General features: G+C 43.1%; 13 protein-coding genes. 12 read left to right on the top strand and 1 reads right to left on the bottom strand.

All coding sequences use genetic code 11. The features are described 5' to 3' along the window. Positions 1-152: 152 nt before the first annotated feature. The 12 genes from H513_RS0100750 (at position 153) to H513_RS0100695 (ending at position 12,341) form a co-directional block, all read left to right on the top strand. Positions 153-1,352, top strand: a complete 1,200-nt coding sequence (locus H513_RS0100750) for a serine-tRNA(Ala) deacylase AlaX (protein ID WP_026798972.1) — start codon at positions 153-155, stop codon at positions 1,350-1,352. Positions 1,353-1,559: 207 nt separating this feature from the next. Further along, positions 1,560-2,552: an LCP family glycopolymer transferase gene (locus H513_RS19360; protein ID WP_081658118.1), complete on the top strand. Its 993-nt coding sequence runs from the start codon at positions 1,560-1,562 to the stop codon at positions 2,550-2,552. A gap of 15 nt (positions 2,553-2,567) precedes the next feature. Continuing rightward, a complete protein-coding gene (locus tag H513_RS0100740) occupies positions 2,568-3,335 on the top strand; it encodes a tyrosine-protein phosphatase (RefSeq protein ID WP_026798971.1) in 768 nt (255 codons plus the stop codon). 142 nt (positions 3,336-3,477) lie between these two features. After that, positions 3,478-4,230, top strand: a complete 753-nt coding sequence (locus H513_RS0100735; RefSeq protein ID WP_026798970.1) for a YveK family protein — start codon at positions 3,478-3,480, stop codon at positions 4,228-4,230. After that, a complete protein-coding gene (locus H513_RS0100730) occupies positions 4,220-4,918 on the top strand; it encodes a CpsD/CapB family tyrosine-protein kinase (protein ID WP_026798969.1) in 699 nt (232 codons plus the stop codon). The genes H513_RS0100735 and H513_RS0100730 overlap by 11 nt, the downstream gene beginning before the upstream one ends. Before the next feature lie 226 nt (positions 4,919-5,144). Next, positions 5,145-6,311 carry a sulfate adenylyltransferase gene (gene sat / locus H513_RS0100725; RefSeq protein ID WP_036768834.1) on the top strand — a complete coding sequence of 389 codons (1,167 nt, stop codon included), beginning with the start codon at positions 5,145-5,147 and terminating at the stop codon, positions 6,309-6,311. Positions 6,312-6,331: 20 nt separating this feature from the next. After that, on the top strand, positions 6,332-8,113 hold the full coding sequence (locus H513_RS0100720; protein WP_026798967.1) for an SLC13 family permease: 1,782 nt from the start codon (positions 6,332-6,334) through the stop codon (positions 8,111-8,113). Between the two features lie 18 nt (positions 8,114-8,131). Then, positions 8,132-8,734 carry an adenylyl-sulfate kinase gene (gene cysC / locus H513_RS0100715; protein ID WP_026798966.1) on the top strand — a complete coding sequence of 201 codons (603 nt, stop codon included), beginning with the start codon at positions 8,132-8,134 and terminating at the stop codon, positions 8,732-8,734. Positions 8,735-8,808: 74 nt separating this feature from the next. Continuing rightward, positions 8,809-9,615, top strand: coding sequence for a 3'(2'),5'-bisphosphate nucleotidase CysQ (gene cysQ, locus H513_RS0100710; RefSeq protein ID WP_231572052.1), 807 nt, complete (start codon positions 8,809-8,811; stop codon positions 9,613-9,615). Positions 9,616-9,778: 163 nt separating this feature from the next. Further along, on the top strand, positions 9,779-10,420 hold the full coding sequence (locus H513_RS0100705) for a hypothetical protein (protein ID WP_026798964.1): 642 nt from the start codon (positions 9,779-9,781) through the stop codon (positions 10,418-10,420). Between the two features lie 182 nt (positions 10,421-10,602). Then, complete coding sequence (locus tag H513_RS0100700; protein ID WP_026798963.1) at positions 10,603-10,848, top strand: hypothetical protein; 246 nt, start codon at positions 10,603-10,605, stop codon at positions 10,846-10,848. A 152-nt stretch (positions 10,849-11,000) separates the two neighbouring features. Continuing rightward, positions 11,001-12,341, top strand: coding sequence for a DUF2252 domain-containing protein (locus H513_RS0100695; RefSeq protein WP_036768837.1), 1,341 nt, complete (start codon positions 11,001-11,003; stop codon positions 12,339-12,341). A 37-nt stretch (positions 12,342-12,378) separates the two neighbouring features. Here the strand turns inward: H513_RS0100695 and H513_RS0100690 are convergent, their stop codons facing one another. Beyond that, positions 12,379-14,223: a hypothetical protein gene (locus H513_RS0100690; RefSeq protein WP_154655150.1), complete on the bottom strand. Its 1,845-nt coding sequence runs from the start codon at positions 14,221-14,223 to the stop codon at positions 12,379-12,381. Positions 14,224-14,406: the final 183 nt, after the last annotated feature.

Below are 14,406 nucleotides of genomic sequence, written 5' to 3'. Positions count from 1 at the left end.
TCTTTAAAAACGATTATGGAGATAAATGAAATGGAGGCGTTGGTTACACATGATTACCGTTCTTCTTTTTGTTTAAAGAACGACTGTCATTTCGTTCCTCCTCTGAACGTGCTACTCTAGATAGATAGGAAAGACATAGGAGGAAGAGAAAGATGACGAGAAAGCTCTATTACGAGGATGCTTACTTGACTGAATTTGATACAGAGGTCAGAAAAGTAGATCAAGACAATTCTGGGCGCTATTATGCAGTTCTTGAAGAAACGGCGTTTTATCCGACAGGAGGGGGACAGCCTCATGATACAGGTTCCCTGAATGGACTTGAGGTGACCGACGTTGAGGAGATTGATGGTGAAATCCGCCATTATTTATCTGAACGGTTCCCAGCGGAATTAATTACAATACATGGGAGTGTAAACTGGGAGCGTAGGTATGATCATATGCAACAGCATAATGGACAACATATTGTCTCTGCCGTCTTTCAGGACAGATTTGGAGTCCCAACTACAAGTTTTCACCTTGGTAAAGATACGGTCACCATTGACTTAGATACAGATAATTTAACAGGCGAACTCCTGCGAGACGCAGAGGAGCGCGTAAATAAAATTATTCGCAATCACCTTGAAATTGAGGCAAAGTGGGTGGATGTTGAAGAAGCGAACAAGTACCCGTTGCGGAAATCGTTATCAGTAGAGGAAGATGTTCGATTAGTCATCATTCCTGGAGTTGATTATAACGGTTGCGGAGGTACCCATCCTCAATCCACAAGCGAAGTGATGGCTGTGAAATTTTTAGGTTGGACAAGGAATAAAAAGCAGGTCCGATTGGAATTTGCATGCGGGAACCGCGTGTTGAATAAATTAGAGGAGAAGCATCGAATTGTTACGGATTTAAAGCAACTAGTCCGTCGTCCAGAAGATGAACTGACTTCTGAAGTGAACTCAATCTTATTGGAAAGCAAGGAAAAGGATAGAAAGATTACTGAACTCGAGGAGCAACTTATTAAATACGAAGCGAAGCAGTTAATGTCCAACATTCCAGCAGATGGAGTGGTCTATCGTGTTTACAAGCATCGACCGATTAAGGACCTACAATCATTAGGAAAAGCGGTTGTTGCCTCAGGCGATATCGAATATGTGGTTTTAGTTAGTGAGCAAGAAGATCAGCTTCAATTTGTGCTAGCTCACGGGGATGCTGTAGAACAAAATCTGAACCATATAGCGAAAAAGATATTCCCAATCATTGAAGGTAAGGGTGGCGGAAAGCCAAACTTCGTACAAGGTGGGGGTAAAAAACTTATAGAAGCAGACGAATTAGTCACTAAAATGAAACAAGCTATAAATGATTGTGAATAGGAAATGAGAGAAAATGTTCTTCTTTTACGAAACGTATCACGTAGGGGAAGAACATTTTTTTATATCCTTATTGGTTGTGATTAATCATTGATTTAGCGCGCACCGTTCCTATTTTTCTACTTTTATAGTTCTAAAAAACTAGTTAGACTAAAAGTATGGTTACGCGTATAATTACAGTATTAGGAATCTATTGAAGGAGATTAAAACATGGAAATGCGCTCGCATAAGCATCGTAAGAAAATGAGTCGTCGTAAGAAAGTGATGTGGATTGTTAGTAGTATTGCACTTGCCCTATTGCTAATTGGTGGAGGATATTTCTTACATATTTATATGAATGTGCAAGAAACGGTAAATGAAATGCATAAGCCTTTAGACAGAGATACGTCCTTAGAACAAAAAGAACAATTAGAAAATGTATTAAAAAATAAAGAAGCCATTAACTTTCTTCTACTAGGTGTCGATGAAAGAACTAATGATGATGGTCGGTCAGATACAATGATTTTCGCTTCGTTGAATCCAGATACCGAGTCTGTTCTTATGTTCAGCATTCCACGAGATACGTATGTCACCATCCCGGGGCGAGAAGGAAAAGACAAAATTAATCACGCCTATGCGTTCGGTGGGGTAGATTTGTCCGTTGCGACGGTAGAGAACTATCTTGATGTACCTATTCACTTCTATTCAAAGGTTAATATGGAGGGTTTCTCTGACGGAGTAGAGGCCGTCGGTGGGGTCACGGTTCAAAATGATTTTTACTTTGAGTATGATGGGTACCAATTCAACGAGGGAGAAATCGAACTTAACGGAGACCAAGCCCTTTCCTATTCACGTATGAGGTACGATGACCCTCGAGGGGACTTTGGGCGAACTGAACGACAACGTAAGGTCATCCAAGCTGCATTAGATAAAATGGTTTCCTTTAACTCAGTAGGTAAAATCACAAACGTGTTAGACGTTGTAGGAGATAACGTACAAACGAACTTAGATATGTCGCAGATGAGGAACCTATTGTCAAACTATGCAGGAGCTAGGAAAAGCATCGAGTCATTGGAATTTAACGGGAATGGCCAGCGGATCAATAACATTTGGTATCTTGTTGTGCCTGATGAAGAATTGAATCGAATTCAAGGCGAAATTGAGTCGCATAGTCAGACGGGAACGGAAACAGAAAATGCTTCGGGAGACCAGAATTCAGAATAGTGAGGTGGGACGTGAATGATTGACATCCATAGTCATATATTGTTTGGGGTAGACGATGGTGCAAAGACCATTGAGGATAGTGTAGCGATGGCGCAAGCAGCGGTTCAGGATGGTGTCCATGCGATTATTGCTACTCCACACCACCGTAACGGTACGTTTGTAAACGAACGGACAGCCATACTTCAACGAACTGAGGAGCTAAACAAACGTTTAGTAGCAGAAGAAATCGATTTGACCGTGCTGCCAGGTCAGGAAGCGAGGTTGCATGGAAAGATGATTGAAGAATTAGCAGATGGGAAAGCACTTCCATTAAATGATAACTCCGGTTATGTGTTTGTGGAGTTGCCTCATGACCAGGTCCCGAGGTATGCAAAACGGATGCTTTTTGACTTGCAAGTAGAGGGATACACCCCTATTGTCGTGCACCCAGAACGCAATAAAGAACTCATCCAAAATCCTGACCACCTTTATGAGTTTGTTCAGAATGGAGCCCTTACTCAATTGACGGCAGCCAGTCTCGTAGGGAACTTTGGTAAGAAGATTGCGAGGTTCTCTCACCAATTAATTGAATCGAACCTCGTCCATTTTCTTGCTTCGGATGCACACAATACTTCGTCAAGAGGGTTTGTCCTGCAAAAAGCATTGAAAGAGGTTGAAGAAACATATGGTAAAGATACAATGCTAGATTTCTATGAAAATGCGGAGCTTATGGTGAAAGGTGAGAGGGTGCTCGTAAACGAGCCGATGCCAGTTAAGAGAAAGAAAATACTTGGAATTTTTTAATTTTGTGAATAAAACCAGCGTCAAAAATGAATTAGGCGATTAGTCCTAAGTTATTACGTCTGATTAACATTTTATGACTAATGGTATGATATAATTTGTATAGAAATAGGGGAATATTTGAAGTCTTGGAGGTACTCAATCAATGGAAGAAACTATTTCTTTAAAGGAAATCTTCGGCGTTTTAAAGAAACGTCTGTGGATGATCCTTGGTATTACTGCGTTAGCAACAATTTTAAGTGGAGTGGTAAGCTTCTTTTTCCTTACGCCGGAATATGAGACGCAATCTCAGTTTCTCGTAAACCAAAGTCGGGGCCAGGGAGAAGCAGTCGAGTATAATGATATTCGTACGAACGTAGAGTTAATCAGTACGTATAGTAACATCATTAAAAGTCCTTACATATTAGAAGAAGTCATTTCTGATTTGGACCTAGACTTGTCACCAGGTGCGTTGCAAAATAGTTTGCAAATTGCAAGTGAGCAAAACTCACAAGTCGTATCTGTGACGGTCACAAACAAAGATCGTGAGCTTGCGGCAGATATTGCAAACGCAACTGTCGAGACGTTTCGTCAAGAAGTAACTGAAATTATGAATATTGATAATGTTACAATTCTGTCTCAAGCAAGTGCTGGTCCAGATTTGTCCCCTGTAAGTCCTAAGCCGTTTCTTAACATGGCAATTGCATTTGTACTAGGTGCTATGATTGGAGTCGGACTTGCATTCTTACTAGAATACTTAGACAACACGATTAAGACGGAAGAAGATGTTGAGAAAGTATTAGGGCTACCTGTACTTGGAGTTATCTCTGAAATAAAAGAAGATGATTTGACACAAGTAAATCGCCGAAACGCAACTATGTCAGCTTCCAATGTGAGAGGTGAGTCTATTGGCACGTAGAAAGAAAAATGTAACACAAAAAGCACGGAACTTAATTACAAACTTAAATCCAAAATCCCCAATTTCTGAGCAGTATCGTACCATCCGAACAAACTTACAGTTCGCTTCAGTAGACAATGAGCTCCGTTCTTTGCTTATCACCTCGACAGGCCCTTCTGAAGGTAAATCGTTGACTTCAGGAAATCTAGCGACTACGTTCGCTCAACAAGGAAAGAAAGTGTTGCTCATTGATGCCGATTTACGTAAGCCGACAGCTCAATATACCTTTCGTGTCCCCAATGTAAAGGGGTTAAGTAATTACTTAGTAACGAAGGATTCTACACTTACTGATTTAGTGCATCAAACTGAGATCGAGCATTTAGATGTACTTCCAAGTGGACCGATTCCGCCTAACCCTTCGGAAATACTAGGCTCCAAAGCAATGGTGCGATTATTAGAAGAAGCCTTGGAACTCTATGATCAGGTTGTCGTAGATGCACCACCTGTACTAGCCGTTACAGATGCTCAAATTCTGGCAAACTTAGTAGATGGAGTGCTTATGGTTGTCCGAAGTAAACAAACGGACAACGAAGCAGCTATTAAAGCGAAGAAATTACTAGATGCAGGCAACTCAAAGCTATTAGGTGTTGTGTTAAATGATAAAGAAGCGAAGTCCAGTAATTACTATTATTATTACGGACAAAGCTAGCAGGAAAGCTCTCCTATTGAAGGGGGGCTTTTTTTGATTCTAATTAGTAGATAGATAATCTTCTTATTCCCACTCCGACCGTTTCCATTCTTAACACATCCCCCTTAACTCTTCTTATTTTTCTAACAATTCAATCAAATCCCTTTACATTTCCAGCCATACGTAATACATTCAAATCATACAATTCTTATAAGGATTAATAGAATTAAACTTCAGGGGGTACAGTATGAATTCTATTCAAGTGGGAGAACAAGTAGCACCACACGGCGGACGTTTGGTGCAAAGGGTGGATGAGAGCAAGGAAACGAGAGACCGTGCGAGCCAATTACCGAAGCTTCGTGTTTCAAAGTGGACGGTTTCTGATTTAGAGTTGATTGGAATTGGAGGCTTTAGTCCGTTGACGGGTTTCATGAAACAGAAAGATTATGAATCCGTTGTGGAACAGATGCGATTGGCGGACGGGACGGTTTGGAGTATTCCAATCACTTTACCTGTATATGAGAAAGAGGCAGAGCGTTTTCAAATTGGGGATGAAGTGGCGCTTGAGGGAGAAGATGGTGTCCTTTATGGAATCCTTTCCCTTGAAGACGTGTTTACATATGATGAAGCTAAGGAAGCACAGAACGTGTATGGAACGACAGATCAGAATCACCCTGGTGTTCAGAAAGTGTATGAGAAAGGGAACGTCTACTTTGGTGGACCTATTACATTAATACAGCGACCAGATCACGGAGAGTTCGATGAGTTCTACCTCGACCCGTCTGAAACAAGGAAATTGTTCAAGGACTTGGGGTGGAAGACGGTCGTAGGGTTCCAAACGAGAAATCCGGTTCACCGCGCACATGAATACATTCAGAAGATTGCGCTTGAAGCAGTAGATGGCCTTCTACTAAATCCGCTCGTAGGAGAGACGAAAAGCGATGATATTCCGGCTTCCATTCGGATGGAGAGCTACCAAGAGATCTTAAAACATTATTATCCAGAACAACGAACCCGATTGGTTATCTATCCAGCTGCGATGAGGTATGCAGGTCCACGCGAGGCTATTCTTCATGCGCTCGTTCGTAAGAATTATGGGTGCACGCACTTTATTGTCGGTCGTGACCATGCTGGTATTGGTGATTATTATGGCACGTATGATGCACAGGAAATCTTTAATGCATTTACGCACGAAGAGCTCGGCATAAGCATATTTAAATTTGAACACGCATTTTATTGCCAGAAGTGTGAGAATATGGCGACGGCCAAGACGTGCCCTCATGGAAAAGAGGACCATGTCCATCTAAGTGGGACGAAAGTGCGTGAAATGCTTCGTAAGGGTGAAATGCCTCCGAAGGAATTCTCACGTCCTGAGGTAGTAAACGTCCTTATTAAAGGAATGAAGGATCGCTAACTAGTAAAGGGAGTATTCCTATGACGCTCGAAATGGGATTTGTTCTCCTTGTCATCTTTATGATGATGATAGGGCTCGTGCTTGAGTTAGCACGGCCGGACCTCATCGTTTTTGGTACGCTTGTCCTTTTCATCGTGACACCAGGCATACTAACCGTAGAAGAAGGGATTAGAGGCTTCTCAAATGAGGGGATGCTGACGATTGCCTTATTGTTCTTAATTGCTGCAGGTATACAAAAAAGTGGGCTTGTTCATGCTGGTTTGACCAAATTAATGGGTCAAACCAAACGGGCGTCGACAGGCATGATGCTCCAATTGTACGCACCAATCTCTGGTGTGTCGGCTTTCTTGAACAATACTCCCATAGTCGTAACGCTGGCACCCATCATCCGGAAGTGGTGTATGGAAAGGGGGATTTCTCCTTCAAAGTTATTAATACCACTTTCTTACGCGGCGATTCTCGGTGGAACCATGACGATTATGGGAACCTCAACAAACCTTGTTGTCCACGGATTGATGTTGGAGTGGGATATGATAGGGTTTTCGTTTTTTGAGCTTGGGATTGTTGGGGTGCCGGTTACGTTGGTGGGTCTCTTATACATTACTACGATTGGGTATCGCTTGTTACCAAACAACAAAGGATTAACGGAGACGGTGCAAGAACACAGTCGTGAATACATTTCTGAAATGTATGTGACAGAAGAGTATCCCTTTCTTAATCATATGGTGAAAGAAGCGGGACTAAGGAACTTAAAGGGGTTGTTTCTACTCGAGATTGTGCGAGGAGATGAGCGGATCTCGCCTGTCAGTGGAAGCACTCGGATTGAAGCCGAAGATCGACTCATCTTTACTGGATTGATTTCAACAATTGCAGAATTACAGAAGAGGAAGGGACTCGTCCTTGTGCCAGGTGCTCATATGACGCTGGATGACCTGAACAAGGGGACCTCACATTTAGCTGAAGCGGTGATTTCTCATCAATCTTCGTTGGCTTATAAGCGATTAAAGGATAGTGGGTTCCGAAGTCGATTTGATGCTGGGGTCATTGCTGTTCATCGAAATAATGAGCGAATTCAAGCGAAGATTGGCGACATCGTCTTAAAGCCGGGCGATACGCTTCTATTACTTGGAGGACCGGATTTCGAGGGGATTGTTCAGCAGTCCAACGACTTTTATATTGTCACTCCGTTGCATACACCGCCGGAGTTCGGTGATCGGAAGAAGGGGTGGCTTTCGTTAGCCTTTCTCATGGGGATGATAGGGTTTGTCGTAACGAACGTCTTGTCAATGTTCCAGGCGATGTGTATCGTGGCGGTCGGGTTTGTGGCGACAAAGGTCATTACCCCCGAGGAAGCAAAGCAGTCCGTTCATTTCAGTGTCCTGCTTCTCATTGCCAGTGCTTTCGGGATAGGTACAGCGCTCGTCAATACAGGAGCTGCCAAGTGGCTTGCACAAGGGTTACTTGGTTTAATCGGTAGCGACCACCTCCTGCTGACGCTTATCTGTCTCTATTTATTAACGAATGTGTTTACAGAAGTGATTACGAATAGTGCAGCAGCGGTATTAATGTTCCCGATTGGGATTGAATTGGCGAATCAACTGAGCATTAATCCACATGCAGTCGCTGTTCTTATTGCGATAGCAGCATCTGCATCATTTATAACGCCAATTGGATATCAGACAAATTTAATTGTGTATGGACCGGGTGGATACAAATTTACCGATTATATGAAAATCGGAATTCCACTCAGTATTCTTGTTATGGTAACGACCGTCACGATTGTGTCGGTGGTATGGTTATAGCGGAAGGGGAGAGAAGAGATGGAGCATAAATCAACGAATATTACGTGGCATTCTTCAACCGTCACAAAGGAAGATCGGCAAACGCTCAATGAACATAAAAGTGCGGTTGTCTGGTTCACAGGACTGTCTGGGTCTGGTAAATCTACTTTGTCTGTCGAGGTGGAGAAGAAGTTGCATCAACATGGCGTGCGGACGTACATTTTAGACGGGGACAACGTTCGTCACGGCTTAAACAAGAACCTTGGCTTCTCTAAAGAAGACCGTACGGAAAACATTCGCCGCATAGGTGAAGTATCGAAGCTAATGGTCGATGCGGGTGTTGTCACACTAACCGCCTTCATCTCCCCTTATCTTGCTGACAGGGAAGCTGTCCGAGCATTGCTTGATGCTGGGGAGTTTATTGAAGTGTATGTAAAGTGTTCGCTTGAAGAAGCAGAGAAGCGTGATCCGAAAGGGTTATATAAGAAGGCCCGATCAGGAGAAATTAAAGGATTTACTGGTATCGATGCTCCTTATGAAGAGCCAGTTGCACCAGAAATCACGGTTGAAACAGACCGCCAAACTTTGGATGAATCAGTGGAACAAGTGGTTGAGTATTTACGGAATAAGGGACTTGCATAAATTGTGAAATGGCGCCTTCTAGGTGTCATTTTTTGTTATGGTGGGTATGAGGTAGAGGAGAGGAGTGGGACGATATGTCAATTGGAATGCACGAGGTTATCGAAATTGCCGTCGAGGCAGGAAATGCGATTTTAGAAGTGTACCATGCTGGGGATGTTGAAGTTCAGTACAAGGAAGACCAGTCCCCGCTGACGATAGCTGACCAACGCTCTCACGATGTAATCTTTAGGAAATTGGCTGAGCAGACACCAGAAATTCCTGTATTAAGCGAGGAAGGTGGGGAGCTTGCCTATGAACAAAGGGTTGATTGGGAGCGATTCTGGCTAATCGATCCTTTAGATGGCACAAAGGAATTTATTAAAGGAAACGGCGAATTTGCGATTAATATTGCTCTTGTAGAGAACGGGATTCCAATCTTAGGTGTTATTTACGCTCCGGTGCTTGATGTGGTTTACTTTGCTGAACAAGGTGAAGGAGCGTATAAGCTTGAAGGGGTCAAGAATAAGACTGATTTCAGTCAGGATTCAATCTCGCTCCCGATTCTTTCTAATCGTACGAAAACGTCTGTTGTTACAAGTCGTTCGCATTTATCACAAGAGACGAAGGATTATATAAGGCGCCTTGAGCAGCATGTGGGAGAAGTAGAACTCACATCAGCTGGGAGCGCCCTGAAGATGTGCCTAGTGGCAGAAGGGAAGGCGGATGTTTATCCACGGTTCGGTCCTACAATGGAATGGGATACCTGTGCAGGTCATGCCATCATGCTTGAAGTAGGAGGGGATATCATTCAGGTAGATTCTCATCAACCACTCCAGTACAACAAGCAGGATTTACTGAATCCATGGTTCATCGTTAGACGGGAAGGATTTGTTGGGATATAGATTAGCAGTGAGCTAGAACTTAGGGAGACTAGTCTATATGACAGGTAAAGGGTTACAAGATTTTCCTACAATCCACAACTAGAATCACCTTTTATAGAAAACCGTTGCTGATGCAATGTAAGTTGGCTACGATGGACGTACAATCAGTAAGGAGGGTCCACGTATGTCGTCGAAACGAATGCTCGTTCCCGTATTTGTTATGGTTTCCTTATGGGTGAGCGGGTGCACTCCCGGAGAGAAACAGATCAACATAGTCGAAGGGGAGGCATCTAAAGACAGCAGTGTAACGAACTCCGTTTCTAGCGACGTACTGCTGAACGGCGAGCCTCGTTCAGAAGACGAAGCAAATGAGGCTGAATCACCTTCATCTACTCCTATATCAGAATCAGAGGAAATGGAGACAGCGAACGAAGAAGAAATGGAGTCTAACGATGATCAATCGGATGACTCTAAAGAAAAGGACCGTAATGAATCTCAATCTACTCAAGAAGAACCTGCAACTCCGCAAAATCAAGACGGTGATGATAAGGAAGAGAAATCTTCATCAGAGTTAGAGGAGGAGACTACGGTTTATTCTGTGAAAGAAGCTCAAGTAGCCGCAACCTCAATTGGGTCTTCCTTTGCGGTTGAAGTGAAGCGCGCCAACATTGACCAGGCAACCAAGGAATCGACTGTGGTACTTGAATATGGAGAACGTAAAGCTGAGTTAACCTATGACTCAGAACGTAAGAGTTTCAACAACTATAGCATTAAAGGACTTACAGAGCAGAACTTTAAAGAAGCGAAGATTAAAGTGAGCTCGTAATTTAGAATCGCGTTCAACGAAACTTGTTGAACGCTTTTTATTTTTTCAATGCAGATAGGCAGGAATTATTCGGTAGAATAGCTAACTGTATAGTGTGACTTAGTCGTTCTCGTTCTCATACCCTTACATACAGTCTAGTAGTTCGTGTTTTGCGATATGTTGAAATAAATGGGGTGGCAATTATGATTTATTGCATCCGTTGTGGAGCGAAGTTTGAGCATAACGACCATCAGTGTAACCAGTGTGGAATCGCTCCATCTCAGCACACGAGACAACGGTTCACAGAAGATGAGGGAGCCCCTCCAGTGGAAGCCCCTTCTATCGTTCGTAGGGTCAATCAAAAGCCTTTTCCCGTTATGGTCTTATCTATGCCAGTTGGTTTAGCTGTTCTCTTCTTGTTTCTTGCAATCTGGATTTATATCTCCTAATAAACTGCCCTCATCCAACGAAGGATGGGGGCAGTTTAGTTGAAAAAGCAGGAATATATTGCTTGGTGTCGAAAGGGTGAGGAAGGTTTCTGACAGAAATAGAACGGGAAAACGATGAATAGCGTAAACGACTGAGGAGGGACATTGAACCAATGGAAATGGAAGAACGCGTGAAAAATACGAAACGAACATTGAGGAAACAAACCATTCATACCATCCTTGATCAGTTTGACCGCCAACAAATGCGATTAAGTAAAACCGACCGTAGAGCTAAATACGATAAGATGAAGCAAGATGCGTATAGCTTCTTTCGCGGAAGCGCCTATCTATTCTACTACGATGTAACGAATATACCTTTCCATTACCATACACCGTCCGATAAGCCAACGTGGATTATGGGCGATCTTCATTTCGATAATTATAGCGGATTTCAGAATGAGAAAGGCGAAATTGTCTTTGATGTAGATGACTTTGATGAAGGCTATCTTGGTTCGTATTTATACGATGTACTCCGCATGGTCATTAGCATTCGTCTGTTTGGGAGTCAACAAGGCTTTGGTGAGGATGAACAGGATGAGTTTGTGGAGCAATTCGTAAAGTCGTATCATAAGCAGATTCGGAAGTTTGCCAAGGGGAAAGACAATCCGGTTAAGACCCGTTTCAGAGCGGATGATACGAAGGGAGCAATCAAGAAGACGCTTGAGAAGCTTGAGGAACGTCAGGCCACCCATGAGCTTGAGAAGCAGACGACGCTTGATGAAGAAGGGAATCGGGTGTTCGACCGATCTAAAGAGAAGCTGGAATCGGTCTCCAATAATGAATACCGTGAGCTTGTAAGGGCTTGGAGTCAGTATGTGGAGAGCTTATCTGATGGTAGTCTTCATGACGAAGAACACTATGAAATTAAGGATATCGTGAAGAAGTCTGGAGCTGGTATTGGCTCCACAGGGTTAAAGCGATACTATATCTTAATTGAAGGTGTTCATGACAATGAACATCACGATGACGTCATACTTGAAGCGAAAGAAGCTAGAGCTCCAATACCTGCGTACTTCTTCCCATATGACGAAACGTTCTGGCAAGAGCATCGCCACCAAGGGAAGCGAGTCATTGAAACGCAGCAAGCCATGCATCATATGGCGGACCCTTATTTAGGCTTCTTTACACTTCGCAATCGTCACTTCTATGTTCGTGAACGTTCCCCGTACGAACGTGACCTGAAGGAGAAGCATTTAGAGGATGAGAAGAGTGTGGAACAGACTGTGAAAGTGATGGCGAAGATTGCCGCTAAGATTCATGCTCGTGCAGATGTGGACATCGAGCACGGTCTGCTTGACTACCATAGCGAAACGGAAATTCTAGATGCAATGGGAGATGAGCCTGACGGACTTATCCACGAACTGAAGACGTGGTCGAAATTCTACCAATCTCGCGTAGAAACAGATTTCGAACTGTTCAATGAATGGTTGGAAGAATACTTCTATAAAAAGTAATGTAAGACACCCGCGACTGATCTGTCGCGGGTGTTGTTTATTGTAAATCGAGTAATAGAGGATAGAAGTAAATGAGAGCACTGATAAGAAAAATTAGGATTGCACTTGAGACGATGGTAGTAAGTTGATTCTTCCATAACTGGTCAAGCAACGACTGCCCATCATACTCGGGGAATCGTACCGCCTTTTTCACGTCGTGATTTACAATGATGCTTGGTGTAATCGAAGCATGTAGTGATTTAGATTCCATTTCAGGTTGAACACGCAAGGCTTCAGCTTTAAGGTACTGTTCGCCGAAGTCTTCAATGACATAGAGTCGTCGTATGTGCTGTAACAGTCGACTGTATTGTTCATAAGCTTCTATATACGCTGGCAGCTGTGAAATTTCACTTTCAAAGTTAAATGCCCGTTCCAAGATGGAGTGGAGTACCGAAGTCGTCTGTACGTGGTCTTGAATCGCTTGAAATTGCCCTGTTGGAATGTCTGGCATATGCAGTTGGAATTCAAGGAGAGCTTCATTCTGGTGTTCTAAGAGAGCGCGATGTCGGTCCAAGAGAGATCCTTGGGTAGACATCAGTGCGTGGTTCACACTCTCTGTAAAGGATTCTAATGCATGGTGCCAATCCTCCGAGGCTATTTGGGCATACTTGTACCGGACGTGAGCGCTGTCCAAAGCGTCTAGGTGCTGTTCTTCTTGCTTTAAGAAAGTTTTCACTTGTTTCCGCCCGAATAATCGTCGATATTTAATGCCCTGCCAAAGTTCTACCATCTCTGTGCCTGTATGTTCCGCTTCTTGCTTCGCTTCCTCATAGGCAGTTCGTTTCGTTTCATACGCTTTCTTCAGGTTGATTAGCTCTTCCTTCTTCATGCTCAGTTCCGACACAATTGATTCTCTCGCTTCGTCTTTCTGAGTATGTAGTTGCCCCAATGTGTGAATGACATCTTCGTGCCAAAGCTCCAACGTATTCCAGTCCATGATATCTATATGTTGAAAGGCTTGTACGCTTTGTAGGTCCTCTTCAATTATCTCTAATTCTTCTTGGACTTCCTTGTGCGTTCTCTGAAATGCTGGTAGGTCTTCATCTATAAATGAGCTCGCATATGTATCATAGGCTGTGAGTGGTAAGCTCTTTGCTTCATGCAGGAGGACTAAGTAAAGCGTATAAAGGAATTGACCCAGTTCCTGATAGAGGCTCGAAACACGTAGCTGCTCTGTATCCATCCACTCGTTCAATTTCTTCTCTACTGCGATGAAGTTTGTCTGTTTTAATTGTTCGTCTTCGTTGTTTAATTTCGCTTCGAGCGCTCCCATCCAGTTGGTCTTGATCCCATCCTCTTTAGACTCTTCCTCTAGAGCGAGCACAGTTAATGTGGGTTTGATTGTGTCAAGGTGAATATCTGAACCAATACGTATAACCGCATCATATTGCAGATGAGGTACACATGTTGTACTCCCTAGGATGAGCTGTGCATATTTCAACAAGTCAATTGGAAGGGAAAGTTTAATCGCTTTGATTTCCTGTTGTAAGCGGTCGGACAATTCATTGTTCTTCTCTAGTAACATATGAAACCAAGAAAGTGGGAAGCTTTCAGTAACATCGTCTTTATAGACCGCGTGCAATTGAGCTTCTGTGTTGTACTGAAGGTAGATGGGGGTGTCCGTTATGGATGACGTGTTTGGTAAACATGATTCTCCTAACAAGGCGTTAATCAATTGGGCAGCTTGCTGTCTTTCTTCACTTGTAAGTAAGATAGAAAGTGGACGATTTGCTTGTATGTTCAGTTGTTGGATAGAATGGCGTAGGGATACACCGTATGGGGCATGCTTCATGTGCTTTGATAATTCATGTAGTGCTTCCGTTAGACTAGGTGACCAATGCAACATTGTTTCCTCCCTCATAATAGCGGTAATCCTATTATAATGGAGTCACAATCCAATGTCTGTAAAACGGCAAAGGAATTCACTAATTCTATGAAAAAGTTTACAAATACGATACGTTTTCATGTCTGACAGCCTTTTATAATATACATGTACATAGAGAGCGTTCATTCCTAAAAGGAGGCT

The sequence above is a fragment of the Pontibacillus halophilus JSM 076056 = DSM 19796 genome, from assembly GCF_000425205.1.
GTDB lineage: Bacteria > Bacillota > Bacilli > Bacillales > BH030062 > Pontibacillus_A > Pontibacillus_A halophilus.
This window is presented reverse-complemented; position numbering and strand designations above follow the sequence as displayed.